This window comes from Phocaeicola sp. ICN-14070, from assembly GCF_037892625.1.
Classification (GTDB): domain Bacteria; phylum Bacteroidota; class Bacteroidia; order Bacteroidales; family Bacteroidaceae; genus Phocaeicola; species Phocaeicola plebeius.
Map to the genome: position 1 here is coordinate 1 of NZ_JBBKBF010000018.1, position 26,848 is coordinate 26,848.

The 26,848-nt window shown below is 42.7% G+C and carries 16 protein-coding genes and 2 tRNA genes; 15 read left to right on the forward strand and 3 right to left on the reverse strand.

What is annotated here, in order from left to right; all coding sequences use genetic code 11:
• The 3 genes from WKT20_RS07050 to WKT20_RS07060 all read left to right on the forward strand — a co-directional run.
• Positions 1 to 1,792, forward strand: a 1,792-nt coding sequence (locus WKT20_RS07050) for a SusC/RagA family TonB-linked outer membrane protein (RefSeq protein ID WP_340417092.1), incomplete at its 5' end; no start/stop codon positions are given.
• 13 nt (positions 1,793 to 1,805) lie between these two features.
• The gene (locus WKT20_RS07055; RefSeq protein WP_340417093.1) at positions 1,806 to 3,647 is read left to right on the forward strand and encodes a RagB/SusD family nutrient uptake outer membrane protein; all 1,842 of its coding nucleotides are present in this window, start codon (positions 1,806 to 1,808) and stop codon (positions 3,645 to 3,647) included.
• A gap of 88 nt (positions 3,648 to 3,735) precedes the next feature.
• Complete coding sequence (locus WKT20_RS07060) at positions 3,736 to 5,373, forward strand: beta-N-acetylhexosaminidase (protein ID WP_340417094.1); 1,638 nt, start codon at positions 3,736 to 3,738, stop codon at positions 5,371 to 5,373.
• A gap of 108 nt (positions 5,374 to 5,481) precedes the next feature.
• On the opposite strand, the gene WKT20_RS07065 is transcribed toward WKT20_RS07060, so the two are convergent.
• Positions 5,482 to 5,566 (reverse strand) — tRNA-Ser (locus WKT20_RS07065).
• Positions 5,567 to 5,838: 272 nt separating this feature from the next.
• Between WKT20_RS07065 and WKT20_RS07070 the strand changes: the two genes are divergently transcribed.
• From WKT20_RS07070 to WKT20_RS07105, 8 genes are all read left to right on the forward strand, one after another.
• Complete coding sequence (locus WKT20_RS07070; RefSeq protein WP_118165154.1) at positions 5,839 to 7,845, forward strand: protein-disulfide reductase DsbD family protein; 2,007 nt, start codon at positions 5,839 to 5,841, stop codon at positions 7,843 to 7,845.
• 5 nt (positions 7,846 to 7,850) lie between these two features.
• The gene (locus tag WKT20_RS07075; RefSeq protein WP_118242481.1) at positions 7,851 to 9,146 is read left to right on the forward strand and encodes an L-cysteine desulfidase family protein; all 1,296 of its coding nucleotides are present in this window, start codon (positions 7,851 to 7,853) and stop codon (positions 9,144 to 9,146) included.
• A 12-nt stretch (positions 9,147 to 9,158) separates the two neighbouring features.
• Positions 9,159 to 9,800 (forward strand): AlbA family DNA-binding domain-containing protein, encoded by a 642-nt coding sequence (locus tag WKT20_RS07080; protein WP_007563484.1) that lies wholly within the window; start codon positions 9,159 to 9,161, stop codon positions 9,798 to 9,800.
• Positions 9,801 to 9,808: 8 nt separating this feature from the next.
• A complete protein-coding gene (locus WKT20_RS07085; protein ID WP_118242479.1) occupies positions 9,809 to 11,209 on the forward strand; it encodes an alanine/glycine:cation symporter family protein in 1,401 nt (466 codons plus the stop codon).
• Positions 11,210 to 11,255: 46 nt separating this feature from the next.
• A complete protein-coding gene (locus WKT20_RS07090; RefSeq protein WP_118242477.1) occupies positions 11,256 to 11,885 on the forward strand; it encodes a hypothetical protein in 630 nt (209 codons plus the stop codon).
• A complete protein-coding gene (locus WKT20_RS07095) occupies positions 11,882 to 12,478 on the forward strand; it encodes a uracil-DNA glycosylase family protein (RefSeq protein ID WP_118242475.1) in 597 nt (198 codons plus the stop codon). The genes WKT20_RS07090 and WKT20_RS07095 overlap by 4 nt, the downstream gene beginning before the upstream one ends.
• Before the next feature lie 73 nt (positions 12,479 to 12,551).
• Positions 12,552 to 12,624 (forward strand) — tRNA-Trp (locus tag WKT20_RS07100).
• 135 nt (positions 12,625 to 12,759) lie between these two features.
• Entirely contained in the window at positions 12,760 to 13,551 is a 792-nt protein-coding gene (locus tag WKT20_RS07105; RefSeq protein ID WP_445323269.1) for an arginase family protein, read from the forward strand.
• Between the two features lie 81 nt (positions 13,552 to 13,632).
• Here WKT20_RS07105 and WKT20_RS07110 read toward each other — a convergent pair whose 3' ends face one another.
• On the reverse strand, positions 13,633 to 14,652 hold the full coding sequence (locus WKT20_RS07110; RefSeq protein ID WP_117700630.1) for a branched-chain amino acid aminotransferase: 1,020 nt from the start codon (positions 14,650 to 14,652) through the stop codon (positions 13,633 to 13,635).
• Positions 14,653 to 15,101: 449 nt separating this feature from the next.
• Between WKT20_RS07110 and WKT20_RS07115 the strand changes: the two genes are divergently transcribed.
• From WKT20_RS07115 to WKT20_RS07130, 4 genes are all read left to right on the forward strand, one after another.
• The gene (locus WKT20_RS07115) at positions 15,102 to 16,838 is read left to right on the forward strand and encodes a helix-turn-helix domain-containing protein (protein ID WP_182423961.1); all 1,737 of its coding nucleotides are present in this window, start codon (positions 15,102 to 15,104) and stop codon (positions 16,836 to 16,838) included.
• Between the two features lie 160 nt (positions 16,839 to 16,998).
• Positions 16,999 to 20,253 (forward strand): SusC/RagA family TonB-linked outer membrane protein, encoded by a 3,255-nt coding sequence (locus WKT20_RS07120; RefSeq protein WP_370859450.1) that lies wholly within the window; start codon positions 16,999 to 17,001, stop codon positions 20,251 to 20,253.
• A 25-nt stretch (positions 20,254 to 20,278) separates the two neighbouring features.
• Positions 20,279 to 21,694 carry a RagB/SusD family nutrient uptake outer membrane protein gene (locus tag WKT20_RS07125; protein WP_118242544.1) on the forward strand — a complete coding sequence of 472 codons (1,416 nt, stop codon included), beginning with the start codon at positions 20,279 to 20,281 and terminating at the stop codon, positions 21,692 to 21,694.
• 8 nt (positions 21,695 to 21,702) lie between these two features.
• Positions 21,703 to 22,878, forward strand: a complete 1,176-nt coding sequence (locus WKT20_RS07130; protein WP_118242469.1) for a TlpA disulfide reductase family protein — start codon at positions 21,703 to 21,705, stop codon at positions 22,876 to 22,878.
• A 195-nt stretch (positions 22,879 to 23,073) separates the two neighbouring features.
• Here the strand turns inward: WKT20_RS07130 and purL are convergent, their stop codons facing one another.
• On the reverse strand, positions 23,074 to 26,781 hold the full coding sequence (purL, locus tag WKT20_RS07135) for a phosphoribosylformylglycinamidine synthase (RefSeq protein WP_340417096.1): 3,708 nt from the start codon (positions 26,779 to 26,781) through the stop codon (positions 23,074 to 23,076).
• Between the last annotated feature and the right edge of the window lie 67 nt (positions 26,782 to 26,848).

The following is a 26,848-nucleotide window of genomic DNA, read 5'->3' on the forward strand; positions in this document are numbered from 1 at the left end:
TAAACAAGAAAATATGGAATATGAGGCCTTAAATGTGGCTCCATATATTTATGAACAGGATGGAACAACCTTGACTAAGGTGGCGCGTTCTGAATTGGGGGTATCTGCTGATGGTCAGTTTACTCGTGCATATTCAACAACAAGATATCAAAGCATAAACCTCTATACCAATTATATGTTTTCACTGGCAGATAAACATAACTTTACTGTTATGGCTGGTTATCAGGAAGAAAACAATGATTTTAGCTGGATGAAGAATTCTGTTACCGGACTGTATTCAAATTCAAATCCTAATGTGGGTATGGGTACGGGAGATAAAGTAGTGGTAGATACTCGAAATGGATGGGCCACACGAGGATTTTTCGGACGTATCAATTATGATTATGATGGTAGATATCTGGTTGAATTGAATGGCCGATATGATGGGTCTTCACGTTTTGCTAAAGATAGCAGATGGGGATTCTTCCCTTCTGTATCATTAGGATGGAATATACATCGTGAAAAATTTATGCAGAAGGCCGAAGGATTTTTATCAAATCTTAAGCTCAGGGTATCTTATGGATTGTTAGGTAATCAGGCCAATGCCGGATTATATACATTTGCTTCCACAATGAATATCAATAATGGCTTAGGACAATATATATTCAGTGATGGTCGTCACATGTATACAAATCCTCCAGCAGTAGTTAACCCTAATACTACTTGGGAAAAAGTAGAAAGCAAAAATATTGGTCTTGATTTTGGTTTCTTTGGAAATGCTTTGACGGGTACTGTGGATATTTTCCAACGAGATACAAGAGATATGCTTGGTCCTGGACATGATTTCCCGGATATGTTTGGAGCATCAGCCCCTCAGGAAAACAATGCAAATTTGCGTGATAGAGGATGGGAGTTGTCACTGAACTATAGAGGAAAAATAGGGAAGGATATAGATTATAGTATTGGTGCTTCTATTTCAGATGCAGTAACCGAAATCACTGAATATTCAAATCCTACAATGAATGACCCGGCTGGTTCTTGGTATAAAGGAAGAAAGTATGGAGAATATTGGGGATACTTGACAGATGGGCTGATTCAGACAAAAGAAGAGGCTGATGCGTATAATAAAGCGTATGATTTGACTTACTTTAGTGGAAAACCTTGGGAGCCGGGAGATGTGAAATATGTGGATCTTGATGGTAAGGTAGGTGAAGATGGTAGAAAGATTATAGACCGTGGAGGTAATAAAGTGGGAGACATGGGTGATATGACCATCATAGGCAACAGTACTCCTCGTTATCAATATACAGTAAACGGTTCAATAAGCTGGAAGGGACTGAGTTTAAGTATGATGTTCCAAGGTGTAGGAAAGCGTGATTGGATGCCAAGTGGTGTTTATTTCTGGGGATTCAGTTCTTTTGCTCAGGTCACAGTATTTAAGGAACACATGGATTATTGGCGTCCGGATAATCCAGGTGCTTATTATCCAAAACCTTATATTAATAGTGCAGGAGGAGTAGGACCTTTCCAGGATAAGAATATACAGCCCACTGATCGTTATTTGCAAAATGCAGCATATTGTAGATTGAAAAACCTTACATTGAGTTATACATTGCCTGATGCATGGGTAAAGAAACTGGCTTTGCAGAAAGTACAGGTATTCTTCTCTGGTGAAAACTTGTTGACTTTCACAAAACTGAAAGGAATGTTTGATCCGGAAGCCATATTTACTTCCAATACTTATACCTCAGAAGGTGGCAAGAACTATCCGATGAACAAAGTCTTGTCTGTAGGTCTGATTGTTAACTTATAATACATTGATATATATGAAAAAAATAAACATACTTTTAGCAGTGGCTTTTTCTTTTGGATTAGCCGGATGTTATGATTTGGATAAGATGCCGGAGGGGGTACTTTCTACGACGAATCCGTTTCAGAGCGTAGGTGAAATAAGAAACTATGTGGACCGGTATTATGAAAGCGGTTTAATGGAACAAGGATTTATGGCTGGCGGTGGCGGCGGTATAGCAGGTCAGGACTATGATAGTGATAATATGACCAGTATGACAGCTGATACACGATTGATGGGACAAACATCATTAAGTAATGCTGTTGCTATACAGAATTATACCTATGTGAGAGATATTAATTATTTGCTCAATAATATCGAAAGCTGTCCTGAAAAAGGAAGTGCTGAATATAATCAGCTCAAGGGAGAGGCTTTGTATTTCCGGGCATGGTATTACTATAGAATGTTGATTAATTATGGAGAGTTAGCATGGGTAGACAAACCTTTGGAACCCAATATGGAGGTAATGATGCTGCCACGTGAAAGTCGTACATTTATTGTAGATAAGATTCTTGAAGATTTGGGAAATGCGAGAGACTTGATGGGTGAACAGGGTAATTCTGCTTCTATGAGACTTCATAGAGACGTGGCTCGTGCCTTGATAAGTGAAGTGGCTTTGTTTGAGGCTACTTGGGAACGCTATCACTACGCAAAAGAGAAGAGTAAATCTGAAAAATTTTATGATTATACATTAAGTGAATCTGAGTTGAATGCGAAGATTGAGAGCTATCTTGAAACTGCAATCACAGCATGTCAGCAGGTAGAATCTCGTAATGTATGGAAAATATACAATACGGGTGATATTCAAAATGATTATAGAAAATTGTTCGATACGCAGGATCTTACTACTAACCCGGAAATTCTTTGGTTCAAAATGTATGATGGGGATAAAGTGGGAAATAGTGTGACGCGTTACTTGAATACAGGAGGGGGAAACATTGGAATATGTGCATCACTTGTAGATGATTATTTATCAAAAGATGGTAGACCTTTGTATGGTGAGGAATTGCTGAATCTGAAGAAAAATTATCCCGATGAATTGAATCCGGAAAAACGCGATCCAAGATTGTCGCAAACGGTAGCTTTCCCAGGGCAGCGTATGAAGCCGGAAAGAGACGCCAATCCATACATCTTCCAATGGCCTTCTTTGGCTGGCGATGGAACAGCTTTTGGGACCAATTTAACAGGTTATGTCATGTTGAAGCATGTGCAGATAGACTGCGAAGGTGATTATATAAGTGAATATAAAGGTACGACACCTGCTATTCAGTTCCGTTATGCGGATATTCTGTTAAATCATGCGGAAGCTTTGGCAGAACAGAACGGTTCAGCAAATGCAAATGAAATTATCCGGGTGTTACAGCCTTTGCGTGACCGTGCCGGTATGCCTGCTGTAGATTTTGACAGAGAATATAATACTGATGCAAGTTATCCATTCAAGGATTTGGACAAATATGTACAGGTTGTTCGTCGCGAAAGAAGAGTGGAAACAGCATTAGAAGGAAAACGATTTAAAGATATTTTGCGTTGGGCGGCAGCAGAGGAGCTTATTATTGGTAAGTCACCTACAGGAGCATTGTTTATTGGAAGTAACTTGCCACAGCATTATGGCAATGAATTGAAGTATGATCAGGCAAGTGATAACAATTTGTTCCTGACAGGGAATAAAGGAGATGCTCTTCGTTATATTTTGCCTGTTCCACCGTCTTCTATGCCACAAGGATGGCAGTTTAAGCCCAATAGAGACTATTTGCAGCCCATACAGGAAAGAATGCTGAATTTGATGGATGGATTGTGGAAACAGAATCCAGGATGGTAGTAAGTTTCTGGTGATAATGAAAAAGGTTTTCCATATCTGTCCATAGTATGGAAAACCTTTATTATTAAATTTTTAATAGAATCGATATATGAAAATCAAACAATTAAAAAGATGGATGTTATTCATCCCTTTTGTATGTGGAATTTTGTCGTGTTCGCAAAAAGAAGTTACACTTGGAGATTTGGAAGTAATTCCCCTTCCTAATGAAGTTTCTCTATTGAACGACGGAACATCTTTTGTGATTGATGAGTCGACCACAATATGTTACCCGGAAGGTAATGAAAAAATGAAACGGAATGCAGAATTCTTGGCTGCGTATATAAAGCAAGTTGCTGCTACTGAAGTAAGGTTATCTACTGATGCTAAAGGAGAAGATAATGCCATTGTTTTAAGTCTGGACAATACTTTGTCAAACGATGAAGGATATGAGTTGAGTGTATCCAAAGAACAGATTTCTTTGAAGGGTAAAACTGAAGCAGGAGTGTTTTATGGGATACAGACTTTACATAAAGCATTGCCTGTAACAGATGGAACCACGCTTGCGGCTGTTCCTTGTGGAAGCGTAAAGGATTATCCACGTTTTGGCTACAGAGGCTTTATGGTAGATGTAGGCCGGCACTTTTTCAGTGTTGATTATTTGAAAGAGATTATTGATATGCTTGCTTTACATAATATCAATTATTTTCACTGGCATCTTACAGAGGATCAGGGATGGCGTATCGAAATCAAGAAATATCCGAAGCTGACGGAAATAGGTTCAAAAAGAAAGTGTACAATAAAAGATTGGGAAACAAAAGAGCTTGACAGTATCCCTGTAAGTGGATATTATACTCAGGAAGAAGCCAAAGAGATTGTCAGATATGCTGCCGAACGGTATATTACCGTTATTCCGGAAATAGATATGCCGGGCCACATGCTGGCTGCTTTGGCATCTTATCCGGAACTGGGATGTACGGGTGGTCCTTATGAGGTAGCAACAACTTTTGGGGTTTTTAGAAATGTGTTGTGTGGAGGAAATGAAAAGACGTTACAGTTCGCAAAAGATGTGATTAATGAGATAATGGATATATTTCCTTCTCCCTATATTCATATAGGTGGAGATGAATGTCCTAAATACCATTGGAAAACTTGTGCCAAATGTCAGAAAAAAATCAGGGAGTTAGGATTAAAGGCCTCAAAAGAACATACGAAGGAAAATCAGCTTCAGGCCTGGTTTATGGGTGAAGTGGAAAAAGAAATCCACAAACGAGGCAGGGAAATGATGGCATGGGATGAAATTTTGGCAGGAAATCCGGCAAAGTCTACTATTGTCATGGCTTGGACTACACCGGAAGCGCGTTTGAAGTCTATAGAAAGCGGATATAGAACAATAGCTTGTCCGATATCGAATCTGTATTTTAGTAATCCTAAATATAATAAATTAAAGGGGTTAAGTAGTATAGATAGAGTTTATTCATTTGAACCCGTTCCTGAAGAAGCTACCTCAGAGCAGAAAAAGAACCTGTTCGGGGCACAGGCTTGCATCTGGACAGAATGGACTAAGGATAGTGTGAAGATGGAATGGCAGATGATGCCTCGTATTGCTGCTTTGGCTGAAATTCAATGGACTGAGCCTGCAAATAAAAATATCCAAGATTTCTTGAAGCGATTGAAGCATCAGTTAGACGTATACAAAGTATATGGATATAACTATAAAGAGGATATACATGAAGCGCTGGATAAATAGGTGGCTAGAAGTTTGTTTTATAGGTTCTTGCGACTAAAAACAAAACACCCAACTTTACATCGTAAAGTTGGGTGTAATCTTTTAAATTTACTGATTTTCAGTATTTTGCGGAGAGACAGGGATTCGAACCCCGGGTACCTCGCGGTACAACGGTTTTCAAGACCGCCGCAATCGACCACTCTGCCACCTCTCCAAAACTCTTCGTGAGAGCTGCCTTGTTTTTCAAAGGCGGTGCAAAGGTAGGGATTATTTTTTACTTTGCAAATATTTCTGAATATTTTTTCTCTTTTCTCTTGGTCTTTCCGTCTTATTCCCGAATAAAGCGCTGTACTGAATATTTGCATATTTAAAGTAAAAAACAATGCCGAATAACAGTTTGTCATAACATTCCCTACGGAAAAATCGTTATCTTTGCACGGCTTTTTATAAGATAAATAGTTTTATTACATCATCTAAGGTATATTTATGAGTAAGAAGATTCTACTTAGCTGGCTTTTCATGGCCATTTTATGCTTGCCGGTACTGGCTCAGATACAGGAACCGGTAAAGTTTAAGACTGAATGGAAATCGGTTTCTGCTGATGAGGTGGAAATTGTATTTACCGGAAAAATGGAAAAGGGATGGCATGTATATTCTACCGACCTGCCTGAAGGAGGCCCTATTTCGGCTACTTTCAATACGGATAAGATTGAAGGGGCAGAGGTGGTTGGAAAACTGAAATCTGCCGGTAAGGAAATTGACAAGATGGACCCGATATTCGGTATGCAGGTTCGTTTCTTTGAAGGCACGGCTACCTTTGTGCAGAAAATCAAGTTGAAAGGTGGAAAATATGAAGTGAGCGGTTATCTGCAATATGGTGCTTGTAATGACGAAAATTGTTTGCCTCCTACTAATGTAGAGTTTTCTTTCAAAGGGGAAGCTGCTGGAAAGCAAACAGCGGAAGAAGCGGTCGCAACGACAGAGGACCTGATGTTAGCAGATACGGCATCGGTGGATTTGGTTCCGCTTCGCATTGGTGAAGATACGGCTGCGGGTGAAGCTGCCGACTACTGGAAACCGGTTATTAAGGAGTTAAGTTCATTTGGTGAAAACGTGAACAATGAGTCTCATTCATGGATTTATATCTTTTTTGCCGGATTTGTAGGTGGACTGCTGGCTTTGTTTACTCCTTGTGTATGGCCGATTATTCCGATGACGGTAAGTTTCTTCCTGAAACGTACCAAGGATAAACGGAAAGGTATTCGGGATGCCTGGACGTATGGCGCCTCTATCGTAGTGATTTATGTTACTTTAGGTTTGGCCATTACGTTGATTTTCGGTGCCAGTGCCTTGAATGACTTGTCTACGAGTGCGGTATTTAATATCTTGTTCTTCCTGATGCTGGTGGTTTTTGCCGCTTCTTTCTTTGGGGCATTTGAAATTACCCTTCCGTCGAAGTGGAGCAATGCGGTAGACAGCAAGGCAGAACAGACTACCGGATTGTTGAGTATTTTCCTGATGGCTTTCACGTTATCATTGGTTTCTTTCTCTTGCACCGGTCCGATTATCGGTTTCTTGCTGGTGGAAGTATCTACTTCTGAAAGTATCGTGGCACCGGCCATCGGAATGCTGGGATTTGCCATTGCGTTGGCTTTGCCGTTCACCCTGTTTGCACTCTTCCCGTCATGGCTGAAGTCCATGCCGAAATCGGGAGGCTGGATGAATGTCATTAAAGTGACACTGGGATTCTTGGAACTAGCATTCGCTTTGAAGTTCCTTTCTGTAGCCGATTTGGCTTACGGCTGGCGTCTGCTGGATCGTGAAACCTTCTTGGCATTGTGGATTGTGATTTTTGCGTTGCTGGGTATGTATCTGCTGGGAAAAATCAAGTTCCCGCACGATGATGACGATACTAAGGTAAGTGTGCCCCGTTTCTTTATGGCACTTGCTTCTCTGGCATTTGCCGTATATATGGTACCGGGCTTGTGGGGTGCCCCGTTGAAGGCAGTGAGCGCTTTTGCTCCTCCTATGCAGACACAGGATTTCAATTTATATAAGAATGAAGTGCATGCGAAGTTCAATGACTTTGATGCCGGAATGGAATATGCCCGTCAGCAGGGAAAACCGGTGATGATTGACTTCACAGGCTATGGTTGTGTGAACTGCCGTAAGATGGAACTGGCTGTGTGGACAGATCCTACGGTAAGCAAGCTGTTGAACGAAGACTACGTGCTGATTACGCTGTATGTGGATGAAAAAACCAAATTGCCAGAACCGGTGAAGGTGATGGAAAACGGTACGGAACGTACACTGCGTACGGTGGGCGATAAGTGGAGTTACTTGCAGCGTTCCAAGTTTGGAGCTAACGCACAGCCTTTCTATGTGTTGCTCGACAACGAAGGAATGCCATTGAACAAGTCTTATTCGTACGATGAGGATATTCAGAAATATGTGGAATTCCTGCAAACAGGATTGAAGAACTATAAAAAATAATCAGTATGATTGCACAAGCAGAAAGAGAGCGTATCATCGCACTCATTCAGCGGGAGGTGGTCCCTGCCATCGGTTGTACGGAACCGGTGGCTGTGGCTCTTTGCGTGGCCAAGGCTACGGAAGTATTGGGGAAGTGTCCGGAAACGATTACCGCACGTCTGAGTGCTAACATCTTGAAAAATGCCATGGGAGTTGGTATTCCCGGTACGGGTATGATTGGTTTGCCCATTGCCATTGCACTGGGGGCCTTGAAGGGTAAGTCGGAATATGGACTGGAAGTCCTGAAAGACATCACTCCCGAGAGTGTGGAAGAAGGAAAACAGATGATAGCCGGTCAAGGCATTAAGATAGAACTGAAGGAAGGTATCGAAGAGAAACTGTATATCGAGGTGGTTTGTTCGGCCGGTGGAGATGAGGCTACGGCTATCATCAGCGGAGGACATACGAACTTTGTGTATGCAGAGCGGAACGGTCAGGTTTTGTTCGATCATAGAACCAAGACGGGAGCTGAAGCAGATACAGAAGAAGTGGACTTGAATCTGAGCAAGGTGTACGACTTTGCTACTACAACTCCGCTGGATGAGATTCGCTTTATTCTGGAGGCCAAACGCCTGAACTTACAGGCGGCGGAACGTTCGTTTAAAGGAAATTATGGGCATGAACTGGGAAAAACCTTGCAGAGCAGCCGCAGTGAGCAGAGTATCATGGGAAGCAATACATTTACGCACATTCTTTCGTACACATCTGCTGCATGTGATGCCCGTATGGCAGGAGCCATGATTCCGGTGATGAGTAATTCCGGTAGTGGAAACCAGGGAATTGCTGCTACGCTTCCGGTCGTAGTTTTTGCGGAAGAGAATCACAAGACGGAAGAAGAACTGATTCGTGCCTTGGTACTCAGTCATCTGACGGCTATTTACATCAAGCAGAATCTGGGACGTCTGTCGGCTTTGTGCGGTTGTGTCGTGGCGGCTACAGGAAGTAGTTGCGGAATTACTTACCTGATGGGAGGGGAGTATAAGCAGGTAGCTTATGCCGTGCAGAACATGATTGCTAATCTGACAGGTATGATTTGCGACGGTGCCAAGCCAAGTTGTGCTTTGAAACTGACCAGTGGAGTTTCTACCGCTGTGTTCTCTGCCATCCTGGCCATGGAAGGAAAGTGTGTGACTTCAGTAGAAGGTATTATTGAAGACAATGTGGATTTCAGTATCCGTAATCTGACGAAAATCGGTTCTGAAGGCATGAACGAGACCGACAAGCTGGTGCTCGACATCATGACGCACAAGCATTGTGATTGAGTTGTTCCGGTAATGAAACAGACTACAGACGCGAATTATATACAACAACTCATTACTGAAGGTGAACATGTGCATCAGGATTTCAAATTTGCCATTTCCGATGCCCGGAAAATAGCGAAGAGTTTGTCGGCTTTTGCCAATACCGGAGGGGGAAGGTTGCTTATAGGGGTAAAAGATAACGGGAAAATAGCAGGAATACGTTCGGAAGAGGAGCTTTACATGATAGAAGCTGCAGCTACAATGTATTGTAAGCCTGCCCTACAACTTGAAAACCAATTATATAGGGTGGAAGGCAAAGATGTACTGGAGGTTTATGTTCCCGAAAGCAAGGAGAAGCCTGTCTATGCCCTCGATGAAGACAATCGGCCCAAGGCTTACTTGCGCATTAAAGATGAAACAATCTTGGCCACTCCGGTCCACTTGAACGTGTGGTTTCACAATAAAAAAGAAGTGGTAGTGACTTATACAGAGAAAGAACAGTCTATATTAAACCTGGTGGGGCAGCACGGCGAATTGACGTTGAATAAGTGTGTCAGGCTTTCAGGGCTTCCGCGGAAGCTGGTAATTGGTTTGCTGGCAGATTTTATTCGTTTTGACCTGGTGGAACCGGTATTCAGAGAGCATACATTTTATTTTAAACTCAAATCTGATTAATAAATTTCATGGATCTATTCACGAATATCATAAATGAAGCCAACTATGTCTTGTGGACTTATGTCCTGGTAATCATGTTGCTGGGATGCGCCATCTGGTTCAGTGTTAAGACTCGTTTCGTACAGTTCCGTATGTTGGGTGAGATGATCCGGTTACTGGGTGATTCGACTGCTAAGATAAACGGACACGAGAAACATATCTCTTCTTTTCAGGCTTTTGCCATTTCGCTGGCAAGCCGTGTTGGAACCGGCAATCTGGCTGGTGTGGCTACGGCCCTTACGGTAGGTGGACCAGGAGCGATTTTCTGGATGTGGATTATTGCGCTGCTGGGTTCCAGCAGTGCCTTTGTGGAATCTACGTTAGCCCAGCTTTTTAAAGTCAAAGGAAAACATTCCTATGTCGGAGGCCCTGCCTATTATATGGAGCGTGGATTGAAGAAACGTTGGATGGGAGTACTTTTTGCGGTACTGATTACGGTCACGTTTGGTCTTGCATTCAATTCGGTGCAAAGTAATACCATGAGTGCTGCCTTGCAAAGTGCTTTTTCTGTAGAGCCTTTAAACTCAGGAATTGTCATTTCGGTATTAACCCTTGTCATCATTTTTGGAGGTGTACATCGTATTGCTGCTATCAGTAGTGTCATTGTTCCTGTCATGGCTGTCGGTTATATTGCATTGGCTTTGTTTGTTGTATTGGCTAACATTGACCGTATTCCAGCAGTTGTTGAACAAATTGTCGGTAATGCTTTTGGCTGGCATCAGGCCGTTGGTGGCGGAATAGGAACGGCTCTGATGCAAGGGATTAAACGGGGACTTTTCAGCAATGAGGCTGGTATGGGATCTGCCCCTAATGCTGCGGCAACGGCTCATGTAACCCATCCCGCTAAACAAGGATTTATTCAGGCACTGGGAGTGTTTACAGATACTCTGCTTATTTGTTCCTGTACAGCTTTTATCATTTTGTTCGATGAGGATTATATTGGTAGTGGCCTGGATGGTATCCAGCTGACCCAAGCAGCGCTGACCAGTGAGGTTGGTAATATCGGAGGCATCTACGTAGCCATTGCTACTCTTTTTTTCGCTTACAGCAGCATTTTAGGAAACTATTATTACGGAGAAGCTAATATCCGCTTTTTCACTTCTCGTCAGTGGCCGGTAGTTTTATACCGTATGTTGGTTGGGGGGATGGTTTTGTTTGGCTCATTGGCAAGTCTGAATCTGGTATGGAACTTGGCTGATGTTACTATGGCTTTAATGTCCATTTGCAACCTGATTGCAATATTCTTGCTTGGCAAATATGCTTTTCGCTTGCTCGATGATTACTTGGCACAGAAGCGGAAAGGCATCAAAAGTCCGGTCTTTCACAAAGAGCAGATGAAAGATATTGAGCAGGATTTAGAATGTTGGTAACTATTTTCGTATCTTTGCAAATCAAAAAACAATAAAAAGTACAAGTATGAGTATATTTTCAAAACTATTAGGCAAGAAAACAGCAGAAGGTGCTGATGAAACGGTACGTGTGGGTGGAATGGAAGATTTCATGACGTTGATTCGTGTGTATTATCAGGCAGTAATGGCGGCTCAGCTGGGTATCAGTAACATTAACTTTCTGCCGGATTTGGCTGTATTTAAGCGTACATTGAAGGTTCCTACGCAGAATAATAAACTTGGTATCGCAGAGCGTACACGCTGCCGCAAGATGCTGATGGATATTTATGGTCTGCCTGAAACTTTTTTCAAGGAAATCGACGGCTCTATCAAGCGCAATTGCCGCAATGTGAACGATATAAAGAATTATCTTTTCATGTTCCAGGGATTCAGCCAGGATTTGATGATGGTTATCGGCAACCTGATGCAATGGAAGTTCCGTATGCCGGGTATATTTAAGAAGATGCTTCGTAACATGACGGAAAAAGCCGTACACGACATCCTGACAAAAGTAGACTGGAAGGATGATGGCGTACGTAAGACTTGCGGAAACATTCGTCAGTATCAGCATGCGCTGGGCTATTCTGAAAGCTGGATGACAGAATATGTCTATAACATCGTATTGCTGGCTAAGAAGGAACCTAAACCAAAAGCATGACGTTGGACGAGCATTTGCTTTCAGGAGTGGAGCATCATCCGCTGGAGCCCTTTCTTCCGGAGAATGCAGTCTTGCTGATGCTGGGTAGTTTTCCTCCGCAGAAGAAACGCTGGAGTATGGATTTCTTTTATCCCAACCTGCAGAATGATATGTGGCGTATTTTCGGCTTCATTTTCTTTGATGACAAGGATTACTTTCTCAGTCCTGAAAAGATATTTGATAAAGAGCGTATCATTGCTTTTTTGCGTGAAAAAGGGATTGCTCTGTACGATACGGCTTCGTGCGTGCGCAGGTTGCAGGATAATGCATCCGACAAGTTTTTAGAGGTCGTTTCGCCCACGGATATCGGTCTGCTTCTTCAGCAGCTTCCTTCCTGTCGGGCGGTGGTGACTACCGGTCAGAAAGCGACGGACGTGTTTTGCGAACAGATGGAAGCAAAAGAGCCGCCAGTGGGAGGGGGAAGTGCGTTTCATTTCAGAGATCGTGAACTGACCCTCTATCGGATGCCGTCTTCCAGCCGGGCTTACCCTTTAAAACTTGAAAAAAAAGCGGCGTATTATCGTCAGATGTTCAATGACTTATCTTTATTGTAGAGGGATTCAGGAAAAATATTTTTCGAAATCCCTTGCAGTTTCCAAAATTTGTACTACTTTTGCAACCGCAAACACGGGAATAGCTCAGTTGGTAGAGCATCGGTCTCCAAAACCGAGTGTCGGGAGTTCGAGCCTCTCTTCCCGTGCCGAGATAAAAAGCTGTAACTATTTGGTTACAGCTTTTTTCTGTTTATAGCCTATAGACAATGGGAAAAGAGTTTCCGGTGTCAGTCTCTTTTCCTCGTTTTTAAGGTGTATTTTGAAGAATGGGAGGAAAGTATATGAATCATCAATCTCAAGCAGTATTTAGCCGGAATTCGAGGCCGGTGGTTGTGATGAATTTTACAGGAGTGTACAATTATGAGCCTTTTGCTCGGAATCGTCAGTTTGTGTGGCTGGACTGCCAGCATTTGAATGGAACTGAATGCTATTGTGATGAAGAAGGTGCTTTTGCCTTGCAGCGCATGATAGCAGATTATTTTCCGCTGGGAATTCATTTTATAGATTCAGGAAACTATCATTATGTGACGAAATTTTGGACTGACAAGCTGACTACTCCATTTGCTTTACTGGTGTTTGATCATCATCCTGACATGCAGCCTCCTTTGTTTGAACATATCTTGTCGTGCGGAAGTTGGGTAAAAGATGTGCTCGATACGAATACGAATTGTAAAAAGGTTATTATTGCCGGTGCTTCAGACCGTTTGTTACAGGAAGTTCCAAAGGAATATGGTGACCGTATCCATTTTTATAGTGAATCTTCTTTGGATCAGGAAGCAGGCTGGAAAGCGTTTGCCTCTGAGCATGTGAGTGAACCTGTCTATATTTCTATAGATAAAGATGTGCTGGACCCTTCTTCTGCAATAACCAACTGGGATCAAGGTTCACTGACTTTATCAGAACTGGAGCAGTTGTTGGCCGTTGTATTTCGGCAAGAGCAGGTCATAGGTATTGATATTTGTGGGGAATGCCCTGCTACCCTAAATTTGTTTGAAGAGATGCGAGAGACGGAAATCGATAATCGGGCGAATGGAGAGCTATTGCGCTTTTTCCGTTCGTTTGAGAAGAGATAGTCTATGTCAGAAGTTGTATATTATAAAAAAAGTCCGAAACGTGTTTTGCTTCGGACTTTTTTATGGTAAAAAGGATAATTATTAGTCCAATACAGTTACCCATCCGTATGGATCAGCTTCGTCACCGTACTGGATGCCACGCAGCTTGTGATATAGTTTTTCGCTGATAGGGCCTGGTTTGCCATCTTTTGCAATGACGTATGACTTCTGGTTCTCCAGGTCGTCAATGCGGCCGATAGGACTGATTACGGCTGCTGTACCGCAAGCTCCTGCTTCTTCGAAGGTAGTCAGTTCTTCTTCCGGAATCGGACGACGTTCTACTTTCATTCCCATGTCTTCAGCCAGCTGCATCAAGCTGCGGTTGGTGATAGAGGGCAGGATAGAGGTTGACAGCGGAGTGACATAGGTATTGTTCTTGATACCAAAGAAGTTGGCTGCACCACATTCGTCGATGTATTTCTTTTCTTTTGCATCCAGATAGAATTCGCTGGCGTATCCTGCATCGTGTGCCATTTTGTTGGCGCGGAGGCTGGCAGCGTAGTTACCACCTACTTTAAATGTACCGGTTCCGAGTGGTGCTGCACGGTCGTACTGGCGGATAATTACGTATGGGTTAGTGGCAAATCCACCCTTGAAGTACGGACCTACCGGAGTGACGAATACCACAAACATGTATTCGCTGGCAGGATGTACACCTACTTGTGCACCTGTACCAATCAGCAGCGGACGGATGTAAAGAGAAGCACCACTTTCGTATGGAGGAATGAAGCGTTCGTTGGCTTTTACCACCTTCTTCACAGCTTCACAGAATTTTTCAGTCGGAAGTTCTGGCATCAGGATACCCCGGCAAGTGCTTTGCAGACGTTCTGCATTAGCTTCCGGACGGAAGATACGGATTTTACCGTCTTTTCCGCGATAGGCTTTCAGTCCTTCGAAAGCTTCCTGTCCGTAGTGCAGACAAGTGGCAGCCATGTGAATGTTCAAGGTTTCTTCTGAACAGAGTTCGAGTTCTCCCCATTTTCCGTCGCGATAGTAGCAACGTACATTGTAATCTGTCCGCATGTATCCGAAAGACAGATTCGACCAGTCTATTTCTTTCATGGTTATCTTATTTTATAAGTTTTTTGAATGTTCTTTTAGCTACGCAAGCAAAAGTACGGTTTATATTTACAAAATCCAACACATAACCATTCTTTTTTGACATAAATAAAGGGGATGGAAGAATACTTCCTCTTTTTGCAATAAAAATCTTTATGGTAAAGTCGTTTGTTTCTGTTCCTTAAATGTTTTTATAGCCAACTCAAGAGGGAAGTGTAAAAGAGTCATTGGGGTATTTGACTTGATTTTTTCTGCTGATATGGGCATAAAGAGAAAGATTTTCTGTAAGTTTGCATGGAATTGAACAGAGAGATAAATACTGCAAAAAGATTTTATAATTATTTGTGGGGTATCAAAATGAACTGAAATGTGTTTTTGTGTGATAAAAATGTTATATTAGGAGAGAGAATAACTGGATGAATTTGAAACTAAAATACATACTAATTGTTTTTTTGATTATTGGAATACGAGTTCGGATTCCTGCACAAGAAACGATTCTTCCTGCCATTCAGCAGCAGGAACAGATATTGAAGCGCAATCCTGAAGATATGAGAGCCTTGAAAGAATTATGTTTTCTTTATTTGCATAAGGCTGATTATCATAAAGCTGTAGAATATGGGGAAAGACTGTTTAAGGTAGGATATGAAAAGCAAGATTATAAGTTTGGTGTTCTTTATGCACATATTGGATTGGGGCAGGCGTGTATTATGTTGGGAGATACGACTGCAATAAACCATCTTGGGCAGGCTAAATTGTTGGCTGAAAGTGAGAGGAACGATTCAGCTTTATGTTCTATATATAATGGGATGGGACTTTATGCCAGCAATATTCATAGGGATTATTATTCAGCATTGCACTATTTCTTTGAAGGGATAGAAGCCGCTCACCGATGCCATTATAAAGAATTGGAAGCTATTCTGCTTGGTAATGTTTCCAGTGTGTATTTTTTGAAAGATGACCCGGCCGGACTTACTTATTCTTTACAGATTTATGAGTTAGGGCATCAGTTAAATTCTGCTTATCTTATTTTTATTGGAGCCTTGGATGCATCTTATATGTATTATTTGCTTCATGAATATGATAAGGCTTTACCTTATATACAAGAAGCTGAATTTATAATGAAGCAGAATGAATATTATAATCAAGGAAATGTATATGCTATTTATGGGATGATTGAGTTTGCAAAAGGCAATCGGGAACAGGCCGTAGAATATTATAAAAAGGGACTGTCCTTAAATGATATTAATCAGACCTCCTATAAAGTATTGTTGTTGAATGAATATGCCAAAGCTTTGGCAGAAGAAGGAAAAAACAAGGAAGCAATAGATTTGCTTTTTAAGGCTTTGTCTTATACAAAGGAAGAGAATTGCGAAATTCATCGTAATAAGGTGATAACCACTTTATCGGCTTGTTATGAGAATATGGGTCAATATGTGGAGGCATTGGCCTGGCAACGTAAGCTTCAGCAGGAAACTGATAGTATTTTTAATACGGATAAAGAAAAAGTCTTGAGTGAACTTCGTATTAAATATGATACGGAGCATCAGGCAAATGAGATTAAAAAGGGTAAGCTGGCTTTGCTGCAAAAGGAAAAGAAGGAGCAGGCTTTAATGGGTACTTTGGTCATTATTTTGCTGGTAGTATTTGCTTTGTGGTATCGTTATAAACGGCAAAATCAGTTGTATACCCGTATCGTTTGTCAGCATCAGGAAGCTATCCGAAAAGAACAGCAGTTAAGAGAAGTCATTACTTTACTGCGAGCACAACAGGAGAGTGTTTCTGCATCGTCTCCAATGAGTGAAAAATACGCTGCTTCTTCACTGACAAATGAGAAAAAGAATTCATTGTTTCAGCGTCTGGAAAAGCTTATGCAGGAAGATGCGGTGTATAAAGAGAATTTTTTGACGAAGGAACGGGTGGCTGATTTATTAGGTACTAACCGGACTTATTTGTCACAAGTCATCAATGAACAAACTCAACAGAATTTTACTCAATATATCAATAATTATCGAATTAATGAAGCTATTCGCTTATTGAGTGATCCGGAAACAGATCTTCCCCTTAAGGCTGTAGCGGCAGAAGTAGGGTTTAATTCAATGAGTACGTTTTACAAAATATTCCAGAATACGGTAGGAGTTCCTCCCAAACAATACCGTAACAAGGTAATGTCTATGCATAAGAATGCATGATACTGCCTTTTTATAACAAAATGTTGTCCTAATGTAACAATTGTCGAACTTGGATACGTCTTTATTGTTAAAGTTATATCTTTTTTTTACATTTTTGCAACGAGAGAATCGTAAAAATGTCTGAGGACATAAGTCTATAACCTCTAAAAAAGATGTAAGTATGGAAAAAAACGTATTGCACGACATTCGGCTCAAAATGGAATTTTTGCTACTGTGTGCTATGTTGGTCTTGTCTGTCTCTCCAGCTTATGCTCAGAGAAACCGTACCATTCATGGCATTGTAGTCGATGAAAACAAGGAACCCCTTCCTGCAGCTCATGTCAAACAGGTGAATGATGACCCTAAAGGATCGATTGCAGCGGTCATTACGGATATACAAGGGCATTTCACTTTGACACTTCCGTATGGCACGAAGGAAATAGAGGCTTCTTATTTAGGATATACATCTCAGCGCATTAAGCTGACGGCAACTAATGATTATTACATTGCTCTTCAACCTTCTACAGAACTGCTCGATGAGGTAGTAGTGACAGGTTATCAGACTATTTCAAAAGAGCGTGCCACAGGGGCATTTTCAAAGGTAGATGCCAAGAAATTGGAAACACAGCGTTTGAGCGATATGGGTTCTATGCTCGAGGGACGCGTGGCAGGATACAGTGATGGCAAGATTCGTGGAGTTACGTCCATGAATGGGTTGACCACTCCGTTATATGTGATTGACGGATTTCCCGTGGAAAAGACTACGAACGACGGCTATGGAAACTGGATTGAAAGTGTGCCCGATTTGAATATGGAAGATATAGAAAGCATCACTGTTTTAAAGGATGCAGCAGCTACTTCTATTTATGGAGCACGTGCAGCGAATGGAGTAGTGGTGATTACTACCAAACGGGCTAAGAAAGATGAACTGAATGTTTCTTTCTCGGCCACTCTTACAGTACAGCCGTACGACACGTATGCAGATAAATATTTGGCTGGGTCTTCTACTATGGTAGAGCTGGAGCGTGAATGGGCCAGACAGAATCCGCATTTGAGTGGGGATAATGTACAAAGCTACGCCCAAACAGTGCTGGATAATATGTCTTATTCTTCACTTGGCATACGCAATATCTTGAATTATTATGCGGGACACATCTCTCGTGATCAGATGGAGAGTAATCTGACGAATTTGGCTTCACAAGGTTATCGGTATTATCGGGATATAGAAAAATACGGTAAGCGTAATCCTTTTTCACAGCAATATAATCTGAATATCGGTAAAGGTACCGAAAAGAACACTTTTAATGCGTCTGTTTCCTATCGTAACAATCAGCTGGAGGATAAGTATTCAGAGAATAGAACCATTGGCATCAATTTGCAGAATTCTACGAAGATGACTTCCTGGCTTACCTTGGATGTAGGTACATATTTGAACTATGGGAAAGGTACTACGCAGTCATTTAACCTTTTCTCACCGGGGTATACTTATATGCCGTACAATGGGCTGGTAAATGGTGACGGTACGTATTACACCAATACAGAAGAGGAACGTTATAGCTTGTACAACTTGAATTTGCTGCATAACAACGGATTGTACAATCTGGATATTACTCCTTTAGATGAAATAAAAATGAACCAGACTAAGAACCGTGATTTCAGCAACCGAACATTTGCTCGTTTGACATTCAAATTTACCGACTGGTTGAAGTATACAGCTTCTTTTCAGTATGAATATGCGGAATATAAGACAGAACAACTGAAAAGCAAGGACTCTTACGAAGTACGTAATCAAGTGAATACATTCTCTACTTCCAATAATGATGGAACATCCACTTTTGCCTTGCCGTATGGAAACATCTTTTTCACTTCTTCCAATACGACACATGCGTATAATTTCCGTCAGCAGTTGGATTTCAATAAAACATTTGCGGATGTACATGATGTAACTATGATTTTAGGTACTGAAACACGGGAAAATAAACTGGAATATAATGATCGTACACTTTATAATTATGACCCTCAGTTGCTTACGTATAGCTTGATTGATGCGGGAGCGTTGAGTAATTTCCGTGGACAATGGGGATATGCATCATTCGGACAGCAGAATTTTGCTTATATCCGTGAACTGATTAACCGCTATGTGTCTGTGTATAGTAACGCAGCTTATACATACGATGGAAAATATATGGTAAGCGGTAGTATTCGCTGGGATAAGACCAATTTGTTTTCTACGGGTTCCAAATATCAGAAACGTCCTATTTGGTCAGTAGGAGCTGGATGGAATGTGGATCGGGAAAAGTTTTTCCATGTATCGTGGGTGAATATGCTAAAATTGCGTGCAAGTTATGGTATCGGAGGTAATATTGCCAAAAACTCTGCTCCTTATATGATTGCTTACTACAGTAACAATAATCAGGTAGGAGGTATCCAGGGAACTATTTCAAGCCGTCCAAATCCGAACTTGCGTTGGGAAAAGACCACTACATTGAATGTGGGAGTAGATTTTGCCTTGTTGGGAAATCGATTGAATGGTTCTATTGAATATTATAACAAACGGGGTACAGACTTGCTGGCTAACACGAACGGAGTTCCTACAGAAGGATGGGGGTACAGCACTTATTCCATTAATAACGGAAAAATGACGAATCAGGGATTTGAATTGACCTTGTCAGGAGATGTAATTCGGAATAACGACTGGAATTGGAATATCAGCGGTGTGCTGGGCTACAATAAGAATAAGGTAACTTATATTAATGTAGAAGCTCCTGTGTCGTATCTGGTAATTGATTATCCGACGGCTTATCCTCGTGTGGGAAATCCGTACAATGCGATTTACGGATACCAGTGGGCCGGACTGAGTGAAACGGGAACTCCTCAGGTGTACGATGCCAAAGGAAATTTATACACCGATATGACTCCTCCTGAGATTGAAGATTTAGTTTATTTGGGAACTACCGTACCGGTTTACAATGGTTCTATTAATACGAATTTGCGCTGGAAGAACTGGGAACTGGCTGCTCAGTTCTTGTTTGAAGGAGGGCACAAAATGCGTAATACCAATGTGGCTTTTATCTCTTCAGGTATGGGAGTCGTAAGCAAAGACATAGAGAATCGTTGGCGTGAACCGGGCGATGAGGCTTACACAGATGTGCCGCGCTATATTTCATCTGAGAGTGAATTGTACAACTATAACTACCAAAGCATGTATGCCAATTCGTCCATTAACGTGATTGATGCTACTAACTGGCGTCTAAGAAATTTGTCATTGACATACCGTATACCTGCCAGTGTGTGTCATAAACTATATTTGAAGAATGCACGTATCATGCTGGGTATGGAAAATGTATTTATGGTAGCCAAGAGCAGTAATGCCAAGTATTTGCTTGGTGGATATACGAAACCTAATTATCTGTGTGGCGTTTATCTGAATTTTTAACCTCGATTTTTGTAATATGAAACTTATGAATAGAATTATATATTTCTGTATTACATTGGCATGCTTTTTATGCAGCTCATGTAATGATTACCTGAATATTGCACCGAAAGGTAATAAGATACCTACGACTTTGGCGGATTTTGAAGCTTTATTGCGTGATCAGTATACCATCAGCAGAACGCCTGTAGAAAATGCCTTGTATTTGTTGAATGATGTATATCTGACAAATGCGAAGGTAAATACTCCGAGCTTGAGCCAGGCTAATTATATGTGGGATGAATCAGCTGACCGTATTATGCTGAATAATGCGGATGAGGGGACTTATTATGTACTTTATGGAGCTATTTCCAGTTGTAATCTGATTATCGCAAATGCACCTACAGCTACAGAAGCTACAGATGCAGAGCGAAAGGAAGTGATGGCGTATGCAAAAGTGATACGTGCACTTTGTTACGATGTGCTGGTTAATTATTATGCCGATACGTATGACAAGGCTACGGCAGCAGAGAAGCGTAGTGTACCTCTTATTACCAGTGCGGATATTGATGCTCCTTATACGCAGGTTTCTATTCAGGAAATGTATGATTTTATCATACAGGATACGAAAGAAGCCATTGAGATGGGAATTCCAGCACAATCCATGACGGCTATTCATCCGAATTTGGGAGCTGCTTATGCTTTGTTGGCTCGTGTGTACTTGCAGATGCAGAATTATGACGAGGCTTTGCGCTATGCGAACCTGGCTTTGGAACAGAATAATCAGCTTTTTGACTGGAATGCATTTTATGAGGAACATCAGGCGGCAATTGACGATCCGGATAATTATGACAAGATTGTTACCCCTATGCAATATGATTATGTGGAAAATTATTATTTGCGTTATGGAGTACAGTCAAACTTTGATAGTTATGAATACAACATACCAGTAGAAAGAGCTGGACGTTTTGAAGAAGGAGATGCTCGTTTCCTTTCACGCTGGAAATTGAAGGTAGACAATAATGATACATATTATAAGGCTTTGGAGTCTGGCTTCTTCAATCATGGCGGTTTGACAACTTGTGAAGCGTATCTTATTAAAGCGGAATGCCAGGCTCGGTTAGCTCAGAACAATGATTATGCTGAATCTATGAATACTCTGAATTCCGTGCGGATAACCCGTATTCGTCCTGATAAGTATCAGCCGGCTACAGCTGCTACACTGGAGGAGGCTCTTTCTCTGATTCGTCGTACCAAAGATAATGAGTTGATATTCTCTATTGTTCCTTTTGCAGACGCCCGTCGTTTTAATCTGGAAGGTACGTATGCCAGTACTTTAATCAAAACTTATGAGGGGAAGGAATATAGTTTGAGTCCGACGTCTCATTTATGGACCATGCCTTTTCCGGCAGGAGCTCTTAATAATCCTGGAAACGGATCGATAGAACAAAATGTATCTAAATAAACATTATTATGAAAATGAAGAAAATCTCTGGTTTAGCCATTTTAGGTTTGATGATGCTGTCATGCGGCAGTCAGCCGAAAGTAGATGGCTATGTGTTGAAAGGTAATATTGAAGGCTTGCCCGACGGCACGCATGTGCAGTTGGTACCGGTAAGCCATGACAGTGAATTGCCTTTTGCCGATACGACGGTAGTCAACGGGCAGTTTGTGTTTACAGGAACAATGGAAGAGCCAAGAGCTTTTCATTTATTGGTGAAAGATGCGTATGGTTCGCGTAATCTTATGTTGGAAAATGCCCAGATGGAGGTTACGGGAAAGCTGGTGGCCAAGAAGGAATCTGACGGGGGAGTTTCCTATAATCTGTCTTCTTTGTCGGTAAAGGGTTCTCCGCTGAGTGCGCGTTATGATTCGTTGTTGTCTGCGCGGACGTATCTGGACTCGTTATATGCCTTCAATGCCCGTAAATTTGCTGCTTTTGACAGCTTGATGATGGCTGCTTATAAATCAAAGGATCAGGCGAAAATTAAGGAACTTCGGCAGAGTGAGGATGGTAAAGCCAGGGCAGCTGCCGATAAGGTATTTTTTACTACGGTAGATTCACTGTATCATCAGGTAGTCATGGCGAACAAGGATTCATTCTGGGGGCCATTGATGATGATTTCGTTTACCAGCTATTTGAGTGAGGATATGAAACCTTGGTATGAAGCATTGTCTTCTGCTGCCAAGGAGTCGTACTACGGGCAGAAGGTAAAAGAAGAGCTTTATCCGGCAGGTAAAGAAGGTACGGTGGTACCCGATTTTAAGGTTAAAGATAAATCAGGAAAGGAAGTAGCCCTTTCCACATTACGACAAGGAAAAAAATATGTGCTGATTGATTTTTGGGCTTCCTGGTGTAACCCGTGTCGGAAAGAGATTCCGAACCTGAAGAAGCTTTATGCACAATATAGCGAAAAAGGTTTTGAGATTGTAAGTATCTCTATCGATCAAAAGAAGGCTGACTGGGAGAAAGCTTTGAAAGAAGAGGGACTTCCTTGGCCGAACTTCCTGGATGAAACAGGAGTCGCTGCACTCTATAAGGTGAAATTTGTACCTACAATGTATCTGATTAATGCAGACGGTGTGATGGTTGGTGAAAATTTGCGAGGTGAGGCTTTAGCTGAGAAATTGAAGGAACTTTTCCAATAGGCCAAAGAGAATCGGGAAATGCCGATTCTGATAGTAATCATATAGAAACGGCACATAAATCTGGTTACTCGGATTTATGTGCCGTTTTTTGTGGGTTTCTTTCAAAGTAACTATCAATTATATAAGAACTGTCGTTTCTATAAAAAGAAAGGAGTGCAATAGCACTCCTTCTTTCATGCAATCTCGTATATCGGATTATTTTTTACGGTTGGCTTCCACCCACTTGCGGGCATTTACGAAGGCTTCCATCCACGGAGTAATCTGGTCTTCTTCTTTGCGGTCAAGCGGATAGTATGCGTTTTCCCATGGGAAGCAAGCACGTTCCAGGTGAGGCATCATGGCCAGATGACGGCCGTCCTGGCTGGCGATACCGGCTACGCTGTAGTCTGAACCGTTCGGGTTGCCTGGATATTCATCGTATGAATACTTCAGCACTACGTTGTAGTGGTCTTCCGGATAAGGCAACGAGAACTTACCTTCTCCGTGAGCTACCCAGATACCCAGTTTAGAGCCGCTCAGTGAGCCGAACATCACGCTGCGGTTCATCGGTACGGTTACACCCAGGAAGTTGGATTCAAACTTATGTGAGTCGTTATGCAGCATCTTGCCTTTCTTCTTGTCTTCCGGAGTAATCAGTCCCAGTTCCATCATCAGCTGGCAACCGTTGCAGACACCCAGTGACAATGTATCTTCGCGAGCGTAGAAGTTGTCGAGGGCAGCCTTTGCTTTCGGGTTGAACAGGAAGCTTCCGGCCCATCCTTTGGCAGAACCCAGTACGTCGGAGTTAGAGAATCCACCGCAGTAAACTACCATGTTGATGTCTTCCAGTGTTTCACGTCCGCTAATCAGGTCGGTCATTGTTACGTCTTTTACGTCGAAGCCTGCCAGATACAGCATGTAAGCCATTTCACGTTCACCGTTAGTTCCCTTTTCACGGATGATGGCTGCTTTGATGCCGCTCGGTGTACGACGGTTCGGATCGAGACCGAACTGCGACAGCTTGCCGGTGAATGACTTGTCGAATACAAATTCCAGCGGTTGCTGCTTGTAGTTTTCGAAACGTTTCTTGGCACAGCCGTTCATGCTCTGCTTGCGGTCGAGCAGGTAAGAAGTAGAATACCATACATCACGCAAGTAGTCGATACCGAACTGGTAAGTTGCATCGTGCAGAGTTGCCAGAATGTGACGTTCTTCAGTCGGCACACCAATCTTCACGTAACCTACACCTGCATCTTCCAGAATCTTCTTGACTTCTGTCTTGTGTTTGTCGGCTACCTGGATAACTACACCCGGATTTTCGGCGAACAGAATCTTCACGATGTCGTCGCACTTAATCTTGTCGAGGTTGATTCCCATACCACCTTCTGTATTGGCAAAGCACATTTCCAAAAGGGTAGTAATCAAACCACCGGCAGAAATATCATGTCCGGCCAGAATCAAGCCTTTGTTCACCAGTTCCTGAACAGCCAGGAATGCATCGCGGAAGTATTCCGGATTCTGTACAGTCGGCACGTCATCACCTACCTTGTTGAGTGACTGTGCGAAAGCAGAACCACCCAGACGAAGCTGGTCGAAGCTGAAGTCAATATGATAGAAGGTAGATTTCGGTTTGTTGACCATTACCGGAGAAACCACTTTCTTGATGTCGGATACTTCACCACCGGCAGAAACGATAACGGTTCCCGGGCTGATAATCTTTTCACCGTTCGGATATTTCTGTGTCATTGACAGAGAGTCCTTACCGGTCGGCACGTTGATTTGCAGTTCGCAGCAGAAGTCTGACAATGCTTTCACTGCTTTGTACAGACGGGCGTCTTCACCTTCCTGTGCACGGCAAGGCCACATCCAGTTGGCTGACAATGAAATGCTGTCCATTCCTTCTGCCAGCGGAGCCCATACCAGGTTGGTCAGTGCTTCTGATACAGCCAGTACAGAACCTGCTTCCGGATTAGCCAAGGCAGCCTGCGGAGCATGTCCCAGTGCAGTAGCGATACCTTTTTCGCCACGGTAGTCGAGGGCAACCACACCACAGTCGCTCAACGGCAACTGCAATTCACCCTGACACTGCTGGCGGGCAATCTTACCTGTTACGGAGCGGTCTACCTTGTTGGTTAACCAGTCCTTGCAGGCTACAGCTTCCAGCTGCAGCATGCGGCGCAAATATTCATTCAGTTTGGTGACATCGTAAGAAACGTTTTCATAATGACGTTCTACAGTCTTGTCCACCATATAAGTTTTCGGAGAAGAGCCGAACATCTGGTCTACGGCCAGGTCGAACGGACGTACGCCATCAGCCTGTTCGAAGGCAAAACGATGGTCGCCGGTAGTTTCACCTACCACGTACATCGGTGCACGTTCGCGTTCTGCAATCTTGTGTACATGTTCGATGGCTTTTTCGTCAATCAGCAAGCCCATACGTTCCTGTGATTCGTTGGCGATGATTTCCTTGGCAGAAAGTGTTTCGTCACCGATAGGCAACTTGTCCATGTGGATCAGACCACCGCAGTCTTCCACCAGCTCAGACAGACAGTTTACGTGTCCGGCAGAACCGTGGTCGTGGATAGATACAATCGGGTTTTCGTCTTCTTCGCACAATGCACGTACCACGTTGTAAGCACGTTTCTGCATTTCTGCATTGGCACGCTGGATAGCGTTCAGCTCGATGCCTGAAGAGTAACGTCCTGTTTCTACAGAAGAAACGGAACCACCACCCAGACCGATGCGGTAGTTGTCACCACCCATGACTACGACCTTGTTTCCTGCTTCGGGGCTACCCTTTAAGCAGTCGCGCTGTGTGCCGTAGCCCACACCACCTGCCAGCATGATAACCTTGTCGTAAGCATATTTTTCGTTGTTTTCTTCGTGTTCGAAAGTCAGAACAGAACCACAAATCAGCGGCTGTCCGAACTTGTTACCAAAGTCAGAAGCACCGTTTGATGCCTTGATCAGAATCTGTTCCGGAGTCTGGTACAACCATTTGCGCACTGGCAGAATGTTTTCCCAGTCGCGTCCTTCGTCTGTACGCGGATAAGAAGTCATGTATACGGCAGTTCCGGCAATCGGCCATGAACCTTTACCACCACCCATACGGTCGCGGATTTCACCACCTGTACCAGTAGACGCACCGTTGAACGGTTCTACGGTAGTCGGGAAGTTGTGTGTTTCCGCTTTCAGTGAGATGACGGTCTTAATATCTTTAATAATGAAGTAATCAGAAGTAGAGTGATCGGCCGGAGCGAATTGTTCTACCACCGGACCTTCGGCAAAAGCTACGTTGTCTTTGTAAGCCGAGATAATCTTGTTAGGATTTTCCTGTGTAGTTTTCTTGATCATCTGGAACAGAGAAGACTCCATTTCCTGTCCGTCGATGATGAACGTACCACCGAAAATTTTGTGGCGGCAGTGTTCAGAGTTAATCTGTGCGAAACCGAATACTTCCGAGTCAGTCAGTTTGCGGCCCAGATCCTTTTCCACCTTCATCAGGTAGTCCATTTCTTCGCGTGACAGCGCCAAACCTTCCTTTTCGTTGTATTCTTCCAGGTTTTCGATGTATATGATAGGCTGCGGTTTGATGTCTACCGTGAAAATTTCCTGATCCAGTCCGTGATACATACGTTGCAACATCGGGTCGTGGTCGGCATTTTCATCTTTCACCGGGAAGTATTCCTCGATACGACGGATACCGTTGAGACCCATGTTCTGGGTGATTTCAACCGCATTTGTACTCCATGGAGTAATCATTTCACGGCGTGGGCCGATGAACCATCCTTTCAGGTTGTCTTCGTTTTCCACAGTGGCATCGCTGTACAGCCAGCATAGTTTCTTGACGTCTTCAGCATTCAGTTCCTGATTGCATTCCGTGGCAATCACACTGTTTGTGGGTGTTCTGAAAAATAGAATCATAGCACTTGTATGTTATAATGAATATTCAATGCGCTTTAAAAGTGGTACAAAGGTAGAGAAAATCCTC

What these genes read in the sequence shown, in the direction of transcription:
- WKT20_RS07055 (WP_340417093.1), top strand. Translation starts at nt 1,806, where the DNA reads ATGAAAAAAATAAACATACTTTTAGCAGTGGCTTTTTCTTTTGGATTA.
- WKT20_RS07060 (WP_340417094.1), top strand. Translation starts at nt 3,736, where the DNA reads ATGAAAATCAAACAATTAAAAAGATGGATGTTATTCATCCCTTTTGTA.
- WKT20_RS07070 (WP_118165154.1), top strand. Translation starts at nt 5,839, where the DNA reads ATGAGTAAGAAGATTCTACTTAGCTGGCTTTTCATGGCCATTTTATGC.
- WKT20_RS07075 (WP_118242481.1), top strand. Translation starts at nt 7,851, where the DNA reads ATGATTGCACAAGCAGAAAGAGAGCGTATCATCGCACTCATTCAGCGG.
- WKT20_RS07080 (WP_007563484.1), top strand. Translation starts at nt 9,159, where the DNA reads ATGAAACAGACTACAGACGCGAATTATATACAACAACTCATTACTGAA.
- WKT20_RS07085 (WP_118242479.1), top strand. Translation starts at nt 9,809, where the DNA reads ATGGATCTATTCACGAATATCATAAATGAAGCCAACTATGTCTTGTGG.
- WKT20_RS07090 (WP_118242477.1), top strand. Translation starts at nt 11,256, where the DNA reads ATGAGTATATTTTCAAAACTATTAGGCAAGAAAACAGCAGAAGGTGCT.
- WKT20_RS07095 (WP_118242475.1), top strand. Translation starts at nt 11,882, where the DNA reads ATGACGTTGGACGAGCATTTGCTTTCAGGAGTGGAGCATCATCCGCTG.
- WKT20_RS07105 (WP_445323269.1), top strand. Translation starts at nt 12,760, where the DNA reads ATGAATCATCAATCTCAAGCAGTATTTAGCCGGAATTCGAGGCCGGTG.
- WKT20_RS07110 (WP_117700630.1), bottom strand. Translation starts at nt 14,652, where the DNA reads ATGAAAGAAATAGACTGGTCGAATCTGTCTTTCGGATACATGCGGACA.
- WKT20_RS07120 (WP_370859450.1), top strand. Translation starts at nt 16,999, where the DNA reads ATGGAAAAAAACGTATTGCACGACATTCGGCTCAAAATGGAATTTTTG.
- WKT20_RS07125 (WP_118242544.1), top strand. Translation starts at nt 20,279, where the DNA reads ATGAATAGAATTATATATTTCTGTATTACATTGGCATGCTTTTTATGC.
- WKT20_RS07130 (WP_118242469.1), top strand. Translation starts at nt 21,703, where the DNA reads ATGAAAATGAAGAAAATCTCTGGTTTAGCCATTTTAGGTTTGATGATG.
- purL (WP_340417096.1), bottom strand. Translation starts at nt 26,781, where the DNA reads ATGATTCTATTTTTCAGAACACCCACAAACAGTGTGATTGCCACGGAA.